Origin of the sequence: Sinorhizobium sp. CCBAU 05631, assembly GCF_002288505.1 — a bacterium.
GTDB lineage: Bacteria > Pseudomonadota > Alphaproteobacteria > Rhizobiales > Rhizobiaceae > Sinorhizobium > Sinorhizobium fredii_C.
Genome location: NZ_CP023063.1, coordinates 3,054,722 through 3,072,462, shown reverse-complemented (window position 1 = coordinate 3,072,462; position 17,741 = coordinate 3,054,722). Strand labels below are relative to the sequence as shown.

Genomic DNA, 17,741 nt, shown 5'->3' with positions numbered 1-17,741 from the left:
CGACCCGGGCTTATCCATTTGCCCGGGTCGGCGCGCGTGCGGCTACTTCTGCTGGTGGAGGATATCGACACCGGGCAGCGGCTTGCCTTCCATCCATTCGAGGAAGGCGCCGCCGGCGGTGGAAACATAGGAGAAATCGTCGGCGACCTCGGCGTGGTTTAGGGCAGCGACCGTATCGCCGCCGCCGGCGACCGAGACGAGCGAGCCCTGACGGGTGCGGCTGGCCGCATGCTTGGCGGCGGCCACCGTCGCTTTGTCGAAGGGGGCGATTTCGAAGGCTCCGAGCGGACCGTTCCAGACGAGGGTTTCAGCGCGCGAGATCCAGTCGCTGATGGCAGTGACGGATTTCGGGCCGACATCGAGCACCATTGCGTCGGCCGGGATCGCCTTGATGTCGACGACCTCGTGGTCGGCGCCTGCCTTGAATTCGCGGGCGACGACGCCGTCTTCCGGCAGCACGATGGCACATCCGGCGGCTTCCGCCGCGGCGATAATCGACTTTGCCGTTTCGGCAAGATCGTGCTCGCAGAGCGACTTGCCGACATCGATGCCTTGGGCGGCGAGGAAGGTGTTGGCCATGCCGCCGCCGATGACGAGCGCGTCGACCTTCTTCACGAGGTTCTGCAGCAGGTCGATCTTGGTCGACACCTTTGCGCCGCCGACGATAGCGACGACCGGACGCTTCGGATTGCCGAGACCCTTTTCGAGTGCCTCGAGTTCGGCCTGCATGGTGCGGCCGGCATAGGCGGGCAGGTGCTGTGCCAGGCCCTCGGTCGAGGCATGGGCGCGGTGCGCTGCGGAAAAGGCGTCGTTGACATAGATGTCGCCATTGGCGGCCAATGCCGTGACGAAGGCCGGATCGTTCTTTTCCTCGCCCTTGTGGAAGCGGGTGTTTTCGAGCAGCAGCACGTCGCCGTCATTCATGTCGGCTATCGCATTGGCGGCCTTGTCACCGATGCAGTCGGCGGCGAAGTGGACGCGCTGGTCGAGGATTTCCTCGACGGCAGGGGCGATCGCCTTCAGCGACATGTCGGCGACCGGTTCGCCCTTCGGGCGGCCGAAATGGGCAAGCAGGATGACCTTCGCCCCTTTTTCGGAGAGTTCGCGGATCGTCGGCGCCACGCGCTCAATGCGGGTGGTGTCGGTCACCTGACCGTCCTTGACCGGCACATTGAGATCGACGCGCACCAGCACGCGTTTGCCGGCGATATCGGTCAGATCGTCAAGGGTCTTGAAAGCCATCAGTTCGTCTCCAGTGATAGTCTCTGAAAAAGGGTGGGATAGTCGGTGACGAGGCCGTCCTCGTCCAGCGGCAGGTCGGCGGTGAAGCTGCGGTCTTCCGCCTGGTAGCGATAGAGTTTGCCCTCCTCGATGCAGGTATAGTGCTGGCCATCGACCGTGGGCTCGAAGCTGTCGAATGGCACGTAAAGCATCTTGAGTTTTACGGTGCCCGACGCCCGCGTGAGGTCCAGACGGCGGATCGGCAGGGTGTTGGTGAAGGGCGTGCCGGCAAGGTCGATGTCGATGCAGCCGTCGAAGCGGGGAAGGGCGACGCCTTCCGCCGTGCGCCAATGGCCGCCGCCGTCGGAAAGCAGGTGCAGCCGGCGTCCGTCCGCCGTCCCGATGAAGAAGGAAGTGACACGCCAGCCGGCGTCGCAGTCAATGCGGTAGCGAACGCCATAGGCGGCTCCGCCGCGCGCGCCGATCAGCACGCTTTCGGCGCGGATTGCCGCGCCCACCGATGCGTCGAGAGGCCGGATCGTCAGATGTTCGAGCCCTTCCCCCTCGAGCGGACGCCAGCGCACCGTCGTTGAGGAAAGGGCCCGGAACATGGTCTTAGATGAGCTTGCTCAGGGCGACCGCCGTGTCCGACATGCGGTTGGAGAAGCCCCATTCGTTGTCGTACCAGGTGAGGATCGACACGAACTTGCCTTCCATCACCTTGGTCTGGTCCATGTGGAAAACGGAGGAATGCGGGTCATGGTTGAAGTCGATCGAGACGTTCGGGGCAAGCGTGTAGCCGAGAATGCCCTTGAGGGGGCCGTCGGCGGCTGCCTTGATCGCCGCGTTGATCTCCTCCTTGGTCGTGTCGCGCTTGGCGACGAACTTCAGGTCGACGACCGAGACGTTCGGGGTCGGCACGCGCATGGCGAAACCGTCGAGCTTGCCCTTGAGTTCCGGCAGGACGAGGCCGACGGCCTTGGCCGCACCGGTCGAGGTCGGGATCATCGACAGCGCCGCGGCACGGGCGCGGTAGAGGTCCTTGTGCATCTGGTCGAGCGACGGCTGGTCGTTCGTGTAGGAGTGGATCGTCGTCATCATGCCGTGATCGATGCCGATGGCGTCGTTCAGCACCTTGGCGACCGGTGCGAGGCAGTTGGTCGTGCAGGATGCGTTGGAGATGACCAGGTGATCTTTGGTCAGCTTGTCGTGGTTGACGCCGTAGACGACGGTGAGATCGGCGCCGTCGGCCGGTGCCGAGACGATGACGCGCTTGGCGCCGGCTTCGAGATGGGCGGCTGCCTTGTCGCGCGCGGTGAAGATGCCGGTGCATTCCATCGCGACGTCGACGCCGAGGTCCTTGTGCGGCAGTTCGGCCGGGTTGCGGATGGCCGTCACCTTGATCGGCTTGCCGCTGTTGATGACGATCGCGTCGCCGTCGACCTTCACGTCGGCCGGGAAGCGGCCGTGAATGGAGTCGAAGCGCAGCAGGTGGGCGTTGGTCTCGACGGGGCCGAGGTCGTTGATCGCGACGACTTCGATATCCGTGCGGCCGGATTCAACGATGGCGCGAAGCACGTTGCGGCCGATGCGGCCGAAACCATTGATGGCGACTTTGACTGTCATGTCGGGTCTCTCCCTATCAGGATGGCGTGGGTAAACGAATGGAGGGCGCCACAAGGGCGCCCTCCGGCTTGATCAGGACAGCTTGGCTTCGGCGGCCGCGGCAACCGCTTCCGGCGTGATGCCGAAGTGCTTGTAGAGTTCCTTGTAGGGACCGGAAGCGCCGAAGCTCGACATGCCGACGAAGGTGCCGTCGCTGCCGATGATATGATCCCAGCCCTGGCGGACGCCGGCTTCGATGGCGATCTTGACCGGCGAATTGCCGACGATCGCCTTCTGATAGTCGTCGCTCTGCTCCGCGAAAAGCTCGACGCAGGGCACGGAAACGACGCGGGCGGAAATGCCTTTCTCCTGCAGCGCCTGGCTGGCCTTGACGGCGATCTCCACTTCCGAGCCGGTGGCGAAGAGCGTCACCTTCGCATCCTTCGCGGGGACCAGGTCATAGGCGCCGCGGGCGCAGAGGTTTTCTTCCTTGAATTCGGTACGCACCGCCATCAGGTTCTGGCGCGTCAGCGCGATGGCGGACGGGCGATTGCGGCTTTCGAGTGCGAGCTGCCAGCACTCCGCCGTTTCCGTCGCGTCGGCCGGGCGAAACACCAGGAGGTTGGGGATGGCGCGCAGCGAGGCCAGGTGCTCGACAGGCTGGTGCGTCGGGCCGTCCTCGCCGAGACCGATCGAATCGTGGGTCAGGACGTGGATGACGCGAATGCCCATTAGTGCGGCAAGCCGGATCGACGGACGGCAATAGTCCGAGAAGATCAGGAAGCCGCCCGAATAGGGGATTAGTCCGCCATGCAGCGCCATGCCGTTCATGGCGGCGGCCATGCCGTGCTCGCGTACGCCGTAGTGGACGTAACGGCCGGAGAAATTGTCCGGCGTGATCGAATGGGTCTGGCTCGTCTTGGTGTTGTTGGAGCCGGTCAGGTCGGCCGAGCCGCCGATCGTCTCGTTGAGCACGCCGTTGATGACTTCCAGCGCATCCTCGGAAGCCTTGCGGGTGGCCGGCGACGGCTTGGTCTCGGCGAGCTTCTGCTTGTAGGCGCTGATCGCCGGGGCGAGGCCCGCTTCGAGTTCGCCGGAGAAGCGGCGCACGAATTCGGCCCTCTTCTCAGCGGCCTCGAGCTTTGCCTCCCATGCCCTGCGCGTCTCGGCCGAGCGCTCGCCGGCGCTGCGCCAGGCGTCGAGCACGTCGGCGGGAACGGTGAAGGCTTCGGCTTCCCAACCGAGCGCCTTGCGGGTCGCGGCGATCTCCTCGGCGCCGAGCGGCGAGCCGTGCACCTTGTGGGTGCCGGCCTTGTTCGGCGCACCGAAGCCGATGACGGTCTTGCAGGCGATCATCGTCGGCTTGTCGGACTTCTGCGCCTCCTCGATCGCCGCGGCGATCGCTTCCGGATCATGGCCGTCGACGGCGATCGTATGCCACTTGGACGCACGGAAGCGGGCGTGCTGATCGGTCGAGTCGGCGATCGAGATCGGCCCGTCAATCGAGATGTTGTTGTCGTCCCAGAAGACGATGAGCTTGTTGAGCTTCAGATGGCCGGCAAGCGCGATCGCCTCCTGGCTGATGCCTTCCATCAGGCAGCCGTCGCCGGCGATCACATAGGTGAAGTGCTCGATGAGGTCGCTGCCGAATTCGTCGCGCAGCTTGCGCTCGGCGAGCGCCATGCCGACGGCATTGGCAATGCCCTGGCCGAGCGGCCCCGTGGTCGTTTCGATGCCGGCGGCATGGCCGTATTCCGGATGGCCGGCGGTCCGCGAGCCGAGCTGGCGGAAATTCCTGATCTCGTCGATGGTGATGTCTTCGTAGCCGGTGAGATAGAGCAGCGAATAGAGCAGCATCGAGCCGTGGCCGGCCGACAGCACGAAGCGGTCGCGGTTCGCCCAGGCGGGGTTTTTCGGGTCGAAGCTCAGGTAGCGGGTGAAGAGGACCGTTGCTATGTCGGCCGCCCCCATCGGTAGACCCGGGTGGCCGGAATTTGCCTTCTCGACGGCGTCCATGGAGAGGAAACGGATTGCATTCGCCATCCGGTCGTGTTTTTCGCGAGAGATCATGACTGTTCCGTTGCGTTCGGTGGTCAGGGGACGGTCTCTATCCTCCAAAGACCGTATGAGAAGCGGCCGAACACATAGCAGGTGCGCCGCCCGAGTCAACAAATACAGGCCTTCCGGCGCCGGTGGCGGCGCGCTTTTTGCGACCTTGCCTGGGCCGAAGGATCGCGCCGCAAGCATAGCATCGGCGGATAAAATCGGCGATCCACAGCTTGCAGCGTGCAATTGGCGACGCCGCCATTGTTGAGCCTTACGGAATGGGTTTAAAAAGGTTGATCCGAACGGCCGGAACGCTGGACGATTCGGAGCGCGGAGCGAGAGAGGTTCAGGCGATAGGCGCGGGATCGGCTCCGCCCCTTGTTTCGGGCAATGAGAAAGCGTTCGGCCTTGCTCATCCCCTCTGGAGGTTTCGAAAGAGATGCCTGCAAAGACGGTCAATGCGGCGATCGAGGAATTGCGAAACGCGGTTCAGTCCCTTGAAATCGCAATCGACGGCCGCTTTGACAAGGAAAAGGACGTGAGCGAGTTCGAGGGCGAGGTGCGCCGGGTCAATACGGACCGGTCGCGGCTGGCGCAGGAGCTCGATCAGTCGCAGTTCCGGGCCAATCGTTTGGAAGAAGTCAATCGCGAAGTGTCCCGCCGTCTGGTGACGGCGATGGAGACCATTCGGGCAGTGCTGGATCGCTGAGGTTCTTGAAGCATGGCACAGGTGACGGTGACGATCGACGGCAAGGCCTACCGCATGGCCTGCGAGGAAGGGCAGGAGGATCACCTGAGCGACCTCGCCGCCCGGTTCGATCAATATGTCGGCCACCTGAAGGGGCAGTTCGGCGAAATCGGCGACCTCAGGCTGACGGTGATGGCGGGCATCATGGTCATGGACGAACTGAGCGAGGTCAATCGGCGGCTGAAGAACCTCGAGGCCGAGGTCGGAAACCTGAAGAACAGCCGCGACGCGAACCTTTCCGACCAGGCGAGAAGCGAGGAGGCGCTCGCCTCGGCATTGGCGGACGTGACGGCGCAGATCCAGGACATCACCGCCAAGCTCAACGGCCGCCCGGCCGCTCCGGCGAACTAGGCCGCCCCGGCTCGAGACCCCCAATTGTCGGTGCGGGTGCGATTTCCGCCGGACCGCTCTGGCGAAAACGGTGAAGACGTTCTATATCTGCGGGGCGGTCTGCGCTTCCCGACAGGAACCACAATCCCCGGGGCCATACACGATCTCAAGGGAGCTGTCCCTGTCCGGACCCGTGGGTCTGGACCACACGGCGCCCACCTACTTAGTAGGCACCCGGGATCGTAAACTCTCCACCGGTCGTCGTGGATCGCACTCCTTCCTTTCAATCGGCACCCCGAAAGGCGCGACGGATGGCGTCGGCCATTGCGTCCACCGTCGGGGAGCGATGGTCCGGTCTCGTGCGCAAGACGACGTTCGACATGTCGATGATGCCGAAGCCGTCGTCTTCGGTCAGTTCGCGGCAGCCATGGGGTATGGCGCTGCGCGACAGCGCGGCGATGGCGAGACCTGAAACGACCGCGGCGATCAGGCCGCTGCTCGTGCGGCTGACATAGGCGACGCGACTGTCTATGCCCCGTTTCTTCAGACTGCGCAGGGCCAGATCATCACACCACCCGCCTTCATAATAGGTATAAGTGGCAATTGGCACAGGTCGCCGCTCATGCGTGCCGTGCTGGTCCGAGACGGCCCAGACGGTCGGATCCACCATGAGGACTTCGTTCCTCGTTCGGCCGCCCGGCTCGAACACGACGGCGATGTCGATCTCGCCGGCATCGAGCGATTTCAGATTGGACATCGAGTGCCCCTGCTGCACCGTCACCTCGACATTCGGGTGACTGGCGGCGAAGGCGCCGAGCGCTCTCGGCAGCGTTGAGTTGATGTATTCCTCCGATATGCCGATGCGGACCGAGCCGTCGAGGGCGGGCTGGCGCAGGGCTGCCGCCGTGTCGTCGAGCAGGGCGACAATCCGCCGCGCATTGTCGACGAGGCGCCGGCCCTCAGCCGTCAGCACGACGCCGCGGGAATGCCGCTCGAAAAGCGGGAAGCCGAGCAGGTCCTCGAGCTTCTTGATCTGCATGCTGACGGCCGATTGCGTGCGTCGAACCGCATCGGCGGCCCGTGTCAGGTTGCCGGTATCGGCGACCGCGAGAAACGTTCTGAGCAAGTCGCTGTCGAGCGGAAGGGACATGGCGGCGCCATAAGAAATTCTGATGCCAGCCATGTTCGCAATTCGTTTGTCTCATGTCAACGAAAGCCGGAAAATCGGATTGTTCCTTCTTTCGCGAGGCCTTGTCATGCCTGTACTGGTTGCGCCCGCTTCTCCGACTTCCCGGCAATCGTCGCTGTTCGGCGCCGCGGTCGAGCGTTTGCGGCTGCGGTGGGCCATCGAGGCCCATTGGAGGCTGGTGATGGATCGCGGCGACCCGCATCTCATCAGCGACGGCGGCCTCGTCGGGATCGAGTCTTCGCCGGACGGATGGTGGCCGGATCCGGTCCGGCATTCACACTGGATGCTATGAGATAAGGTCGAGCCTTGCGGCGCGGATGACGGCTTCGGCGAGATTGTTCGCGTTGAGCTTGCGCATCGCCTCTTCGAGGGCCCGATCGATCCGTTCCACCGGAATATCGGTTTCGCGCATCATCTCCAACCGAGTCCGGCCGCGGGCTGCCAGCGAGAGGCAGCGCAGTTCCAAAACGCCGAGCTGGTCGATCCTGTCCGTCATGGACACGGGCCTGTTCTCCGAGAGCTACCGGCACGCCGGATCGCAGCTCGTCCAATCATTTGAAATCATGAAGGTAATTGCACGAGCAAAGCGTCGCGCGAAGCCGAACCGCGGCAAAAGGTGAAGATCCGGTTAATGCTGTTTCGTTTTGGGAGGGGTGGAGGACTGTCGCGAAATGTTGCAAAAGCGACGGAGACACGGGTTCAGTTCGCCTGTGAACTGCACTACCTCGTTGCAGGTTCGAACCGTTTGATGGAAGGGATGCTTGATGTCGCCGAGGGACTTGAAAGCCGCACTGCGGACGGAGCGTCTGGCGATGCGCGACGCCATGCCGGCCGAGGCCCGCATCGAGGCGAGCCTCGCCATGGCGGATCATGCCAGCGACATCATCGCGCTTGATCCCGGGCACGTGGTTTCCGGCTTCTGGCCGATCCGTTCGGAGGCGGACATCCGGCCGCTGATGGTGCGGCTCAAGGACCGCGGGGCGCGCCTCTGCCTGCCGGTGATCCTCGACAAGAAGACCATTGTGTTTCGCGAGCTCGCCGACGGCGTGGCGGTCGTAGAGACCGGCTTCGGCACGATGGGCCCGGGGCCGGACGCGCCCGAGCTCGATCCGGACATTATGCTTGTGCCGCTTTCGGCCTTCGATGCGGTCGGCCACCGGATCGGCTACGGCGCCGGTTATTATGACCGGGCGATCGACCGCTTGCGCAGCAAAGGCCACATGCCGCGCCTGATCGGGATTGCATTCGACTGCCAGGAAGTGGCATCAGTGCCGGCGGAACCGCACGACGTGGCGCTCGACGCCGTGTTGACGGAGAGCGGTTTCCGACATTTCGAGCGGGATTGAACGGGTATGCGACTTCTGTTTCTGGGAGATATGGTTGGCAAGACGGGCCGCACGGCGGTCTGGGAGCGCCTCCCGGGGCTGGTGAGCGATCTCAAGCTCGATTTCGTCGTCGTCAATGGCGAGAACGCCGCCGGCGGCTTCGGCATCACCGAGGACATCTTCCTGGAGACGATCAGCGCCGGTGCCGATGTGGTGACGACCGGCAACCACGTCTGGGACCAAAAGGAGGCCGTCGTCTTCTGCGAGCGGCATGACCAGTTCCTCCGCCCGGCCAATTATCCGGCCGGCACGCCCGGTCGCGGCTCCAATCTGTTCTTTTCCCGCAACGGCGCCCGCGTGCTGGTCGCCAACGTCATGGGCCGGGTCTTCATGCATCCGGAACTCGACGACCCGTTCAAATGCGCCGAGGCAATCCTCGAAGCCTGCCCGCTCGGGGAACAGGCCGATGTCGTCGTCTTCGACTTCCACGCCGAGGCGACGAGCGAGAAGCAGTGCTTTGGCCATTTCGTCGATGGCCGCGCCAGCCTTGTAGTCGGTACGCATACCCATGTACCGACGGCCGATCACCAGATCTTGAACGGCGGCACCGGCTATATCAGCGACGCCGGCATGTGCGGCGACTACGATTCCTCGCTCGGCATGGACAAGGAAGAGCCGCTCAACCGTTTCATCTCCAAGATGCCCAAGGGCCGCTTCGAAGCGGCCTCCGGTCCCGCAACGATTTGCGGCGTCGGCGTCGAAATTTCCGACCGCACGGGACTTGCCGAAAAGATCGCGCCGCTCCGGCTCGGCCCGCGGCTTGGCGAAACGATGCCGGAATTCTGGTCCTGAGAATCGGCCGGCTTCGGCCGATTTCTCGGCGGACATCCGACTAGCCTGCAATCCGACGACCGCCTGCAACGCCGTGGGAGACGCTTTTTTTCAAGTGACAGGCTTTGAAAATGGTGGCAGGTTAGCGCGCAAATCAGAGCCGTTTTGAGCGGCCGCTATCGCAAGTTCCCATGTCGATCTAGAAGCCAGAGCAAAATGCGTGCGGGAAAACCGCAGGCACTCTTCCTTTTCCCGCTCTGGCACCACTCGGTGGCAATGCCCCGGGCTCGAGACTGTCGCCACGGCAACTGGACGCAAGCCGCGCCGGGCGATCTTGATATTCAAGTGCCTGGAGAACGTGCATGTTGCGAAAGTGGCGTCTGCCGGCGATCGCCGGCGTTTCCATCTCCCTTCTCATGTCGACACCAGCAGCGGCGCAGGACCCGCAACTGCCGGCGGTGACCGTCGCCAAGCCGGTGGTACGGGACGTCATCGACGCCGATGAGTTCATCGGACGCTTTCAGGCGGTGGACGAGGTCTCGGTCCGTTCGCGTGTTGGCGGCTATCTGGACCAGGTGTTCTTTACGGACGGCGCGCTGGTGAAGAAGGGCGACAAGCTCTTCGTCATCGACCAACGACCTTTCCGCCTGGCTCTCTCCCAGGCGGAGGCGTCGCTTGCCTCGGCGCAGTCGACGCTCTCCTTCGCCGAGGCGCAGTTCAAGCGAACCGAGTCCCTGACCGGAACCGGCACGCTTTCGATTTCCAAGCTCGACGACGACCGCCGCGCGCTGCTTGCCGCACAGGCGAATATTCGGGGCGCCGAGGCGGCCGTCGATCGGGCCAAGCTCGATCTCGAATACACGACGATCACCGCGCCGCTCAGCGGCCGCGTCGACCGGCGCTGGATATCGCCCGGCAACCTTGTCCAGGCGGACGAGACCGTGTTGACGACGATCGTCTCCCTCGATCCGATCGATTTCTATTTCGACGTCGACGAGCGGCGGCTGCTTTCCTATGCGCGCACCGCCCGCGACCGCGGCAGCGCGCTGCAGGAGGGCGCGGGCGCGCTCTCCGTGCACGTGACAATCGCCGATGCCACGGAACCGCCGTTCGAGGGAAAGCTCGATTTCTCCGAGAACAGGGTCGACACCCAAACAGGTACGATGCGCCTGCGCGCACGCTTCGAGAACCCCAACTTCATTCTGCAGCCGGGACTTTTCGGGCGTGTCGAGGTCGAAGGCTCCAACACCTACCAGGCGATCCTCATTCCCGATGAGGCGATCGCCGCCGACCAGAACGAGCGCGTCGTCTATGTGGTCGGCGAGGATGGCAGCGTTGCGACCAAACCGGTGCGCCTCGGGCCGCGGTTGCATGGCTACCGGGTGATCCGCAGCGGCCTGACCGGCGATCAGACGATCATCGTCAACGGGATCATGCGCGCGCGACCGGGCGTCAAGGTGAAGCCTGAGCTTGTCGTGCTGCCGCAGGAAGCGGCGCAAGCGGCGGAGAACGCCCAATGAGATTTGCGCATTTCTTCGTCGACCGGCCGATCTTCGCTTCGGTGCTGTCGATCGTGCTGCTGATCATCGGCGGCATCGCCTATTTCCAGCTGCCGGTGGCGCAATATCCGGAGATCGCGCCGCCCACCATCGTCGTCAGGGCTTCCTATCCGGGCGCGGATGCGGAGACCGTCGCCAATACGGTCGCCACGCCGCTCGAGCAGGAAATCAACGGCGTCGAGAACATGCTCTACATGTCCTCCTATTCGACCGCCGACGGCTCCATGTCGCTGACCATTACCTTCAAGCTCGGCACCGATCTCGACGAGGCGCAGGTGCTGGTGCAGAACCGGGTCTCGATCGCCGAGCCGCGCCTGCCCGAGGACGTGCGGCGCATTGGGGTCACCACCACCAAGAGCTCGCCGGACCTGATGATGGTCGTTCACCTGCTCTCGCCGAACGACCGCTACGACCAGCTCTACGTCTCCAACTATGCTCGCTCGCGTATCCGCGACCTTCTCGTCCGGCTCGACGGCGTCGGCGACGTCATCCTGTTCGGCGAGCGCGAATATGCGCTGCGTGTGTGGCTCGACCCGCAGAAGCTCTCCGCTTACGGCATGACATCCGGCGACGTCGTCGAGGCGCTGCGCCAGCAGAACGTTCAGGTCTCCGGCGGCTCGATCGGCGGTCCGCCAATGTCGGGCGACAGTGCCTTTCAATATACCGTCACCACCGACGGCCGCTTCAGCGACGCGCGACAGTTTCGCTATGTGATCGTCAAGGCGACCGAGGATGGCAGGCTCGTGCAGCTGCAGGACGTCGCCCGCGTCGAGCTCGGAGCGCGCGAATATGTCACGAACAGCTACCTGAACGGCAGCCCGGCCGTGGCGCTCGGCATCTTTTCGCGTCCCGGCACCAACGCGCTCGCGGCGGCGGACGCGATCCAGGCGACGATGACCGACCTTTCCAGGGACTTTCCCGATGGGCTCGAACACCGCATCATCTACAATCCGACCGAGTTCATTTCGGAATCGATCGACGAAGTCTATTTGACGATCGGCGAGGCGGTGATCCTCGTGGCGCTGGTGGTGATCGTCTTCCTCCAGTCCTGGCGCACCGCAATCATCCCGATCGTCGCCATTCCGGTCTCGCTGATCGGCACCTTCGCGCTGCTCTTCGCCTTCGGCTTCTCCCTCAACATGCTGACGCTGTTCGGCCTGGTGCTGGCAATCGGCATCGTGGTCGACGATGCGATCGTTGTCGTCGAGAATGTCGAACGCAATCTGGCGCAAGGCATGACGCCGAGAGAGGCAGCGCATGTGACGATGGACGAGGTCGGCGCGGCAGTGATCGCCATCTCGCTGGTCCTCACCGCCGTCTTTGTGCCGACGGCCTTCATTCCGGGCATTGCAGGGCAGTTCTACCTGCAGTTCGCCGTGACGATCGCGGTGGCGACGGTGATCTCCGCCGTCAATTCTCTGACCCTTTCGCCGGCGCTTGCGGCCATCCTGCTGCGTCCGCATGACGACCACGAGCATGAAAGCCGCAACCCCGTGACCCGCTTCGGCCGAGCGCTTGCCAACGGCTTCAACAACGGTTTCGACCGGATGGCCGACGGTTACGCTTGGACGGTGCGCCGTCTGGTCCAGACGCGGCTGGCGCTGGCCGCCGCCCTGCTCGTCTTCGTCGCGCTGCTCGGGGCCACCTGGTACATGGCGCAGATGGTACCGCGCGGCTTCATTCCGACGATGGATCAGGGCTATGCGATCGTCGTCGTGCAACTCCCGGATGGCGCCTCGCTGGAACGGACCGATGCCGTGATCCAGCGCGCATCGGCCATGATCCGGGAAGTCCCGGGGGTAAGGGACGCCGTCGCCTTTGCCGGTTTCAACGGAGCGACCTTCACCAATGCCTCGAACTCCGGCGTGATCTTCACGCCTTTCGACAGCTTCGACGAGCGGCTCGAACATGGCCAGAGTGCCAACCAGATCATCGGCCAGATCTTCGGTGCGATGCAGGGCATCCAGGAGGCCTTCATTATCGCCGTGCCGCCGCCCTCGGTACGCGGCATCGGCAATTCGGGCGGCTTCAAGATGCAGATCATGGACCGCCAGAGCGCCGACATGCGGCGCGCCTTGGGTCTTGCCTTTCAGATGATGGGAGCGGCGAACCAGACCGACGGGCTGACGGGGGTGTTCACCACCTTCTCGGCCTCGAGCCCGCAATTCTTCCTGGCGATCGACCGCGACAAGGCGCGGGCGCTGAACGTGCCGATCCCCAACATCTTCGAGACCCTGTCGATCAATCTCGGCACGTCCTACGTCAATGATTTCAATGCATTCGGCCGGGTCTATCAGGTCCGCGCCCAGGCCGACCAGCAATACCGCGTGGAGCGCGACGACATCCTTGCGCTCAAGGTCAGATCGGCTTCGGGCGCGCTGGTACCGCTCGGCACGCTCGTCGAGATTCGCGACACGAGCGGCCCCGCGCTGGTGCAGCGCTACAACATGTATGTATCCGTTCCTGTCCAGGGCAATCCGGCGCCGGGTGTTTCGACCGGCACGGCGCTCGACAAGATGGAGGCGCTTGCCGGCCAGATCCTGCCGCAGGGGACGACCTTCGAGTGGACCGAACTTGCCCTGCAGGAGCGCCAGACCGGCAACACCGCCGCATTCATCTTCGCGCTGTCGGTAATCTTCGTCTTCCTGGCGCTGGCCGCGCAATATGAGAGCTGGGTGCTGCCGCTGGCGATCATCCTGATCGTGCCGCTTGCCGTTCTCGCCGCCCTCATCGGCGTTTCGCTCAGGGGAATGGACAATAATGTCCTGACGCAGATCGGCCTCATCGTGCTGATCGGCCTTTCCGCCAAGAACGCGATCTTGATCGTCGAATTCGCGCGCCAGGGCGAGGAGGAGGGCAGGTCGCCGATCGAGGCGGCGATCGAGGCAAGCCGGCTCCGGCTGCGGCCGATCCTGATGACCGCCTTTGCCTTCATCCTCGGCGTCGTGCCGCTGGTGATCGCGACCGGTCCCGGCGCCGAAATGCGCCAGTCGCTCGGCACGGCGGTCTTTTCCGGCATGCTCGGCGTCACCTTTCTCGGTCTGTTCCTGACCCCGGTCTTCTATGTGACGCTGCGTTCGTTCCGCCGCAAGCGGGCGCCGGTGCCGGAGGCGGCGGGCGCTCCGGCGGAGTGACGCAAGGCCCCGCAATGACGCGATTGTGAGCGGAGGGCGACCTTTGTAAGTGGACGGCGCCGCGGGCTTGAATGATCCTGCGCGGCGCTTGATTGCGTGAGAGGTGGAGGATGCTGCTGCGATACCTTGCCTACGCCCTGGTCGCCATCTGGTTCATCCATGCGCTCTGGCCGGAGCCGGCCCATGCGCAGGATACCTCCGCCCCGATCAGCCAGTGCCAGGCGATCGCCGCAGCCACGCCGGCGGCGACCTTCGTCAGCTTCGCAGCACCCGAGGTCGCGCCCGTCGCGGCGGCGGCCGACGGCGAAGTCACCATCACCTATGTCGGCCACTCGACCTTCCTGATCGAAACGCCGGGCGGGATTTCGATCGCCACCGATTACAACGGCTGGTTCCGGACCGCGACGCCGCCCGACGTCGTGACCATGAACAAGGCCCATTCGAGCCACTATACGCTGACGCCGGACCCGGCGATCCGTCACGTGCTGCATGGCTGGGGCGAGGACGGCGAGCCCGCCGACTACGATCTCGTCGTCGGCGACACCTATATCCGCAACGTGACGACCGACATCCGCTCCGGCTTCGATGGCATGGAGCCGGACGGCAATTCGATCTTCATCTTCGAGGTTGCGGGTCTCTGCATCGGCCATCTCGGCCATCTGCACCACGAGCTCGACGACAGCCATTACCGGCAGATCGGCCGGCTCGACGTTTTGATGGTGCCGGTCGACGGCGGCCTGACGATGGGGGCGGAAAGCATGAGCCGCGTCACGTCGCGGCTGCGCGCCGCGCTGATCCTCCCGATGCACCGGCGCGGACCGCCGATCGGCGATTTCCTGGCGATGTTCGGCGACGACTATGACAAGAGCTTCGCCACCGGTCCGAGCATCACGGTTTCGCTGCGCACTCTGCCGAGCAAGCCGCTGATCCATGTGCTCCAGGGGGTTTGACGGGCGGAACTGCATTTGCGCGTGAGTCGAATTCCGCGTGCCGGAACGGTGGCCCTGCTGGACGAAAAGCGGCAATGAAACTATAAGGCGCCCGATCCCAACAAATTCATGCATGCAGAGGGCGTCATGGCTGGCCATTCACAGTTCAAGAACATCATGCACCGCAAGGGCCGTCAGGATGCGGTGCGCTCGAAAATGTTTTCCAAGCTCGCACGCGAAATCACCGTCGCTGCGAAGACTGGCCTGCCCGACCCGGGCATGAACCCGCGCCTCAGGCTCGCCATCCAGAACGCCAAGGCGCAGTCGATGCCGAAGGACAATATCGAGCGCGCCATCAAGAAGGCTGCCGGCGGCGACGCGGAGAACTACGAGGAAGTCCGCTACGAGGGCTATGGCCCGGGCGGCGTCGCCGTCATCGTCGAGGCATTGACCGACAACCGCAACCGCACCGCCTCCAATGTCCGCTCGATCTTCACCAAGGCCGGCGGCGCACTCGGTGAAACCGGTTCGGTGTCCTTCTCCTTCGACCGCGTCGGCGAAATCACCTACCCGCTTTCGGCCGGCGACGCCGACAAGGTGATGGAAGCGGCGATCGAATCGGGCGCCGACGACGTGGCGACGGACGAGGAAGGCCACACGATCATCTGCGGTTTCGAAGATATCGGCGACGTTTCGAAGGCGCTCGAAGGCGTGCTCGGCGAAGCCGAGACCGTCAAGGCGATCTGGAAGGCGCAGAACACAGTGCCGGTCGACGAGGAAAAGGCACAGTCGCTGATGAAGCTCATCGACAACCTCGAGGACGATGACGACGTCCAGAACGTCTATTCGAACTTCGAGGTGTCCGAGGAAGTGCTGGCGAAGCTTTCCGCCTGAGGTCTGTTCGGCGCTGGGCAAGCGGGCGTAATACCCCCCTCTGCCCTGCCGGGCATCTCCCCCGCAGGGGGAGAGATCGGCAAGCGGCGATGTTCCGCTCAATCAATTGCTCGTCACGCGAACCGTGAAAACTGGTCTCTTTGACATTCGCAAACTCAGTGCCAGGCAGCGCTTTGCTTCTGGCCGATCTCCCCCCCCTTGGGGGAGATGCCCGGCAGGGTAGAGGGGGTGGCACCCTTTGCGGTCAAGCAGCCCGCGCCAAATCCGCTTGCGCCTGTGCGAATAGCTTCAGCGAGTGCAGCCGCTTCTCCATGTCGAAGATCGGCATGGAGACGATCAGCTCGTCGGCCCTGGTGAGATCGACGAAGGACGCGATCTTGCGGCGGATGGTTTCGGGACCGCCGACGACCCCATAGCTCATCGCATGGTCGACGAAGATTTTTTCGTCCGGAGTCCACAGCCCCTCCATCGACCGGACGGGCGGCGGGAAGCGACCACGCGCATTGCGGCGAAGCGCCACGAAGGATTGCTGCATCGAGGTGAAAAGATAGTTGGCCTCCTCGTCCGTGTCGGCCGCAACGCCCATGACGCCGACCATCACCTGCGGCTTGTCGAGCTGCGGCGACGGCGTGAAGCGCTCGCGATAGATCTCGAGCGCGGAGAGCAGCATATCCGGCGCGAAGTGCGATGCGAAGGCGAAGGGAAGGCCGAGCATGCCGGCGAGATGGGCGCTGAAGTGGCTCGAGCCGAGCAGCCAGATCAGCACGTTCGAATCGGCCCCCGGCACGGCGATGATTTTCTGATCTTCGCTGACGGGCCCGAGCAGCGCCTGAAGCTCCACGACATCATTCGGGAAATTGTTCGAGCTTGCTTCCATATTGCGCCGGAGCGCCTGCGCCGTCCGCATGTCGGTGCCGGGCGCACGGCCGAGGCCGAGATCGATACGGCCGGGATAAAGGGCGGCAAGCGTGCCGAATTGCTCGGCAATGACGAGCGGCGAATGGTTGGGGAGCATGATGCCGCCGGAGCCGACGCGGATGCTCTGCGTCGCCGAAACCACATGCGAGATGACGATCGAAGTGGCGGCGCTGGCAATTCCCTTCATGCCGTGATGCTCGGCCAGCCAGAAGCGCCTGTAGCCATTCTCCTCCGCTGCGATCGCCAGCCGGCGCGAGTTTTCCAGCGACTGGGCGACGCTGCCGCCTTCGGTAATCGGCGACAGGTCGAGAACGGAAAAGGGCAGCATGGCAAACGCTTTCAATTAAGAGAAATTGATCGATCGCAATGTAGGTTCAAGTTTCTTTGCGCCAAGGCCCCGCCTGCGTTTTTCCTTCGGCGGATGTCGTTTCTGTGTAATGTTTTTGTTTTGTTCACTTTTTGCTGGCAGCGTCCCGTTGACCGACATAGGGTGAGCCATGCAGACGACGATTCGCATCATCGGCATCGATCCGGGCCTGAGACGCACAGGCTGGGGCATTATCGAGACGCTCGGCAATTCGCTGCGTTTCGTCGCTTCCGGCACGGTGACCTCCGACGGCGAGATGGACCTTGCCTCGCGCCTCTGCCAGTTGCACGACGGGCTTGCCGAGGTGGTGCATGGCTACCAGCCGCACGAGGCGGCGGTGGAACAGACCTTCGTCAACAAGGACGCGACGGCGACGCTGAAGCTCGGCCAGGCGCGCGGCATCGCCATGCTGGTTCCGGCGCGCGCCGGCCTCCGGGTCGCCGAATATGCACCGAATGCGGTGAAGAAGGCGGTAATCGGCGTCGGCCATGGGGAGAAGCAGCAGATCCATATGATGTTGAAGGTGCTGATGCCCAAGGCCGAGTTCAAGGGCAACGACGCCGCCGACGCGCTTGCCATCGCCATCTGCCATGCGCACAACAGGCAGGCGATCACCAACCGCCTTGCGGCGCTTGCGGGGTAGGG

General features: G+C 63.9%; 17 protein-coding genes. 10 read left to right on the top strand and 7 right to left on the bottom strand.

Annotated features, from left to right (window positions below; all coding sequences use genetic code 11):
• Positions 1 to 42: 42 nt before the first annotated feature.
• From SS05631_RS15090 to tkt, 4 genes are all read right to left on the bottom strand, one after another.
• Positions 43 to 1,242 (bottom strand): phosphoglycerate kinase, encoded by a 1,200-nt coding sequence (locus SS05631_RS15090; protein WP_037420094.1) that lies wholly within the window; start codon positions 1,240 to 1,242, stop codon positions 43 to 45.
• A complete protein-coding gene (locus tag SS05631_RS15085) occupies positions 1,242 to 1,832 on the bottom strand; it encodes a putative glycolipid-binding domain-containing protein (RefSeq protein ID WP_037420091.1) in 591 nt (196 codons plus the stop codon). The genes SS05631_RS15090 and SS05631_RS15085 overlap by 1 nt, the downstream gene beginning before the upstream one ends.
• A gap of 4 nt (positions 1,833 to 1,836) precedes the next feature.
• Complete coding sequence (gene gap / locus SS05631_RS15080) at positions 1,837 to 2,847, bottom strand: type I glyceraldehyde-3-phosphate dehydrogenase (protein WP_037420088.1); 1,011 nt, start codon at positions 2,845 to 2,847, stop codon at positions 1,837 to 1,839.
• Positions 2,848 to 2,919: 72 nt separating this feature from the next.
• Positions 2,920 to 4,896 carry a transketolase gene (tkt, locus tag SS05631_RS15075; protein ID WP_037420085.1) on the bottom strand — a complete coding sequence of 659 codons (1,977 nt, stop codon included), beginning with the start codon at positions 4,894 to 4,896 and terminating at the stop codon, positions 2,920 to 2,922.
• 415 nt (positions 4,897 to 5,311) lie between these two features.
• Here tkt and SS05631_RS15070 point away from each other — a divergent pair, with 415 nt between their 5' ends.
• Positions 5,312 to 5,581, top strand: coding sequence for a DUF4164 domain-containing protein (locus tag SS05631_RS15070; RefSeq protein WP_012709307.1), 270 nt, complete (start codon positions 5,312 to 5,314; stop codon positions 5,579 to 5,581).
• A gap of 12 nt (positions 5,582 to 5,593) precedes the next feature.
• The gene (locus SS05631_RS15065; RefSeq protein ID WP_037420080.1) at positions 5,594 to 5,971 is read left to right on the top strand and encodes a cell division protein ZapA; all 378 of its coding nucleotides are present in this window, start codon (positions 5,594 to 5,596) and stop codon (positions 5,969 to 5,971) included.
• A gap of 262 nt (positions 5,972 to 6,233) precedes the next feature.
• Here the strand turns inward: SS05631_RS15065 and SS05631_RS15060 are convergent, their stop codons facing one another.
• Positions 6,234 to 7,133 carry a LysR family transcriptional regulator gene (locus SS05631_RS15060; RefSeq protein WP_037420077.1) on the bottom strand — a complete coding sequence of 300 codons (900 nt, stop codon included), beginning with the start codon at positions 7,131 to 7,133 and terminating at the stop codon, positions 6,234 to 6,236.
• A gap of 73 nt (positions 7,134 to 7,206) precedes the next feature.
• Here SS05631_RS15060 and SS05631_RS15055 point away from each other — a divergent pair, with 73 nt between their 5' ends.
• Positions 7,207 to 7,431 carry a hypothetical protein gene (locus SS05631_RS15055; protein WP_097526654.1) on the top strand — a complete coding sequence of 75 codons (225 nt, stop codon included), beginning with the start codon at positions 7,207 to 7,209 and terminating at the stop codon, positions 7,429 to 7,431.
• Here SS05631_RS15055 and SS05631_RS15050 read toward each other — a convergent pair.
• Positions 7,426 to 7,635, bottom strand: coding sequence for a hypothetical protein (locus tag SS05631_RS15050; RefSeq protein WP_037420072.1), 210 nt, complete (start codon positions 7,633 to 7,635; stop codon positions 7,426 to 7,428). The two genes, SS05631_RS15055 and SS05631_RS15050, sit on opposite strands and share 6 nt — an antisense overlap.
• Positions 7,636 to 7,903: 268 nt before the next feature.
• Here SS05631_RS15050 and SS05631_RS31685 point away from each other — a divergent pair, with 268 nt between their 5' ends.
• From SS05631_RS31685 to SS05631_RS15025, 6 genes are all read left to right on the top strand, one after another.
• Positions 7,904 to 8,485: a 5-formyltetrahydrofolate cyclo-ligase gene (locus tag SS05631_RS31685; RefSeq protein ID WP_037420070.1), complete on the top strand. Its 582-nt coding sequence runs from the start codon at positions 7,904 to 7,906 to the stop codon at positions 8,483 to 8,485.
• 6 nt (positions 8,486 to 8,491) lie between these two features.
• Positions 8,492 to 9,316, top strand: coding sequence for a YmdB family metallophosphoesterase (locus SS05631_RS31680; protein ID WP_037420064.1), 825 nt, complete (start codon positions 8,492 to 8,494; stop codon positions 9,314 to 9,316).
• A 341-nt stretch (positions 9,317 to 9,657) separates the two neighbouring features.
• A complete protein-coding gene (locus SS05631_RS15040; RefSeq protein ID WP_037388998.1) occupies positions 9,658 to 10,815 on the top strand; it encodes an efflux RND transporter periplasmic adaptor subunit in 1,158 nt (385 codons plus the stop codon).
• Entirely contained in the window at positions 10,812 to 13,988 is a 3,177-nt protein-coding gene (locus SS05631_RS15035) for a multidrug efflux RND transporter permease subunit (protein ID WP_037420060.1), read from the top strand. Before SS05631_RS15040 ends, SS05631_RS15035 begins: the two co-directional genes overlap by 4 nt.
• A gap of 110 nt (positions 13,989 to 14,098) precedes the next feature.
• Positions 14,099 to 14,938, top strand: a complete 840-nt coding sequence (locus SS05631_RS15030; RefSeq protein ID WP_037420057.1) for an MBL fold metallo-hydrolase — start codon at positions 14,099 to 14,101, stop codon at positions 14,936 to 14,938.
• Positions 14,939 to 15,064: 126 nt separating this feature from the next.
• Positions 15,065 to 15,811: a YebC/PmpR family DNA-binding transcriptional regulator gene (locus SS05631_RS15025; protein WP_037420167.1), complete on the top strand. Its 747-nt coding sequence runs from the start codon at positions 15,065 to 15,067 to the stop codon at positions 15,809 to 15,811.
• Between the two features lie 244 nt (positions 15,812 to 16,055).
• Here SS05631_RS15025 and SS05631_RS15020 read toward each other — a convergent pair whose 3' ends face one another.
• A complete protein-coding gene (locus tag SS05631_RS15020; protein WP_037420054.1) occupies positions 16,056 to 17,057 on the bottom strand; it encodes an LLM class flavin-dependent oxidoreductase in 1,002 nt (333 codons plus the stop codon).
• Between the two features lie 169 nt (positions 17,058 to 17,226).
• On the opposite strand from SS05631_RS15020, the gene ruvC reads away from it, so the two are divergent.
• Positions 17,227 to 17,739 (top strand): crossover junction endodeoxyribonuclease RuvC, encoded by a 513-nt coding sequence (gene ruvC, locus SS05631_RS15015; protein WP_037420052.1) that lies wholly within the window; start codon positions 17,227 to 17,229, stop codon positions 17,737 to 17,739.
• Positions 17,740 to 17,741: the final 2 nt, after the last annotated feature.